The organism is Limnofasciculus baicalensis BBK-W-15 (assembly GCF_024178385.1).
In the GTDB taxonomy this organism is placed as follows: domain Bacteria; phylum Cyanobacteriota; class Cyanobacteriia; order Cyanobacteriales; family Coleofasciculaceae; genus Limnofasciculus; species Limnofasciculus baicalensis.
Map to the genome: position 1 here is coordinate 1 of NZ_JAMZMM010000542.1, position 2,972 is coordinate 2,972.

Annotated in this window: 2 protein-coding genes; one reads left to right on the forward strand and one right to left on the reverse strand. The window is 42.7% G+C overall.

Annotated elements, in window-relative coordinates; all coding sequences use genetic code 11:
• Positions 1–112: 112 nt before the first annotated feature.
• Entirely contained in the window at positions 113–298 is a 186-nt protein-coding gene (locus NJ959_RS27860) for a hypothetical protein (RefSeq protein ID WP_254015017.1), read from the reverse strand.
• A 211-nt stretch (positions 299–509) separates the two neighbouring features.
• On the opposite strand from NJ959_RS27860, the gene NJ959_RS27865 reads away from it, so the two are divergent.
• On the forward strand, positions 510–2,690 hold the full coding sequence (locus NJ959_RS27865) for a lytic transglycosylase domain-containing protein (RefSeq protein ID WP_254015018.1): 2,181 nt from the start codon (positions 510–512) through the stop codon (positions 2,688–2,690).
• The last annotated feature ends 282 nt before the right edge of the window (positions 2,691–2,972 follow it).

The window sequence follows — 2,972 nt, forward strand, 5'->3', positions numbered from 1 at the left end:
AGGGGGGAGAAAGAATACAACCTGCATTTCTTCCTTTCTCGGGATGCTCCCATTGGTTTTGGCTATAGTTAATGGTGGATGGCAGCGGATGCTCCCTTGGTTTTGGCGATAGTTAATGGTAGATGGCAGCGGATGGGTGATTGGTTTTGGCGATAGTTAATGGTGGATGGCAGCGGATTTGCAGTGGTGGTGGATGGCGGTGGAAGGGAATAATGTAACGGATTAGGGAGTGTTTTATTCCATCCAAAAATTGGGGTAGGGGCGAAGCACTTGCGCCAATATATTTGGGTATTACCAATAAAATTACTCCGCAAGTGCTTCGCCCTTCCAGGATTTATGCCAGAAACAACTGTTTAACTTAAATTACCAGGATTTATGCCAAAAACAACTGTTTCACTCAAACTTACCAGATTTATACCAGAAACAACTATTTAACTCAAAATCTAAATTTAGTAACAGTGATAAGATAAGTTATCGGAATTTTCTCTAATTTTAGATTGGCTCAAAAGATGGAAAAACAAAAAAACTACAAAATCATCGGCACAGTAGCGATAGGGCTAACAGTATCCGGGCTATTAGCCGGAGGTATAGTCGCGGCTACCATGAGTGGTACTCTGGAGCGATGGATGGGGAAGGAAAAAACTGAAAATCGATTCAGCCCAAGCAAACAAGATGCCCAATCTACTGTATTACCCCTAGTATCTCAGTCTCCTCAAGCTAGATTATCCCAATTAGAAACTATCGCATCTGGTAATAAATCCCAAGACCAATATCGCGCCCGTTATCTTTTAGCCGCTGACTTAATTGAACAGAAACAAGGTCAAACTGCCTTAAAATGGTTGGAAGGGTTGGAGTCAGACTATCCCATTTTGGCATCTCATATTCTCCTGAAACGTGCCCAAGCTTATACAGTAACGGGAGATAAGGCAAAAGCCCAAGCAGAATGGCTGGAAATACTGAAGAATTATGCCAACGATCCAGTAGCGGCTCATGCACTCTATAATTTAGGTAGTGCTAACCCCGAATACGGGAATAAGGCGATCGCAGAATTCCCCGCTCATCCCGCTACTCAGTCTATAATTAAGGCTCGTCTGAGTAAAAATCCCAATCAATTACCATTACTGCTAATAGTCGCTAAATATAATCCAGACAATCTCGAGACTGGGGCTATTCGCAATACCCTCGTAGAAAAATACGCCTCTCAACTCAAACCAGAAGACTGGGATGCCATCGCCTTTGGCTATTGGCAAACAATGGATTATGCTGAAGGAGCCAAAGCCTATAGTAAAGCAACTCCCACCCCCTTACATGCTTATCGGGCAGGGCGAGGTTATCATCTAAAAGGGAAACGCGATGAAGCAAAACTGGGATACCAACAACTAATTAAAGGATTTCCCGATGCCAAAGAAACAGGATTAGCCTTGCGGCGATTAGCCAGTCTCTCCCCCTCTGAAGAAGCCATCACTTATTTAGATAGAGTAATTAGCAAATTCCCCGATGAAGCCCCAGCCGCTTTAATCGCCAAAGCCGATATTTTAGAAACTTTAGGCAATGCTACCTCTGCCACTCAAGCCCGTCAATCCCTATTAACTCAATATCCTAAATCCGATGCCGCAGCAGAGTATCGGTGGAAAGTAGCACAGAATTATGCCAAACAAGGTAAATTAGCCGAAGCCTGGAAATGGGCACAACCCATTACTATTGAAAATCCCGATAACTCATTAGCACCAGAAGCCGGATTTTGGGTAGGGCGATGGGCAATCCAAATAGGGCGAGAGGCAGATGGCAAAAAAGCCTTTGAACATGTATTAACTAAATATCCATCATCCTTTTATGCCTGGAGAGCAGCCCAAAAATTAGGCTTACCTGTAGGAGACTATACCACAGTTCGGAACCTGACACCAGAGATAGTCAAACCACCCCTAAGATTTATCCCACCAACAGGCTCAGATACCCTCAAAGAATTATATCGATTAGGTCAAAACTATGATACCTGGGCACTTTGGCAAGTAGAATTTAAAAATAGACAAGAAGCAACTGTCGTTGAACAATTTACCGATGGGCTAATTCGCCAAGAAATAGGGGATAATTTGCGAGGAATTAACCAAATCTGGAATCTGAGTCAGCGAGATAAACCAGAAGAAAAACAACAATGGCAAGCCCTTCGTGGGGAACCAGCTTACTGGTATGGTTTATTTCCCTTACCTTATATTGAATCTGTTATCAAATCTGCCAAAGAGCGCCAACTCAATCCATGTTTAGTCATGGGATTAATCCGCCAAGAATCTCGATTTGAAAGCAAAATTGAATCTTCAGCAGGGGCGTTAGGTTTAATGCAGGTGATGCCAGCAACAGGTAAATGGGTGGCAGAGAAAATTCAGCTCAAAGACTATAAATTAACTAATCCTAGCGATAATATTAATTTGGGTACTTGGTATCTGGCTCATACTCATGATGAGTATAATAATAATACTCTATTAGCTGTTGCTAGTTATAATGCTGGACCAGGTAATGTGGCGAGTTGGATTAGTAAATATGGGTTTAGCGATCCAGATGGATTTATAGAGAAAATTCCTTTTGCGGAAACTAAAGGGTATGTAGAGTCAGTTTTAGAAAATTATTGGAATTATCTACGGTTGTATAATCCAGAGATTAATCAGGCTTTGAGCAAGTATTCTGCTTCTGAGTAGTTTGGGGTGGGGGTGATAGTTATTGGAATTCTTTGTTGGGGGGAAGATATTTTTTTTACGCATAGACGCGCAGCGGCTGGGAGCATCCCACTTTGGAAGAAATGCAGGTTGTATTCTTGCTCCCCCCTTTGACAAGCAGGGCTGTTTCATTCTCCCACAGCAACAGGTTAAAACCTGTTGCTACACAGGCTTTACCGCCCTTCGGCGGTTCAACTTATTTGTTAATCAGCTAATGCAAAACTTGCTAACCTGCGAAGGCAGGTTTTGTCTGTGTAGCGACAG

Excerpts from the sequence above, each read along its gene's own strand:
- NJ959_RS27865 (WP_254015018.1), top strand. The coding sequence starts at position 510 with ATGGAAAAACAAAAAAACTACAAAATCATCGGCACAGTAGCGATAGGG.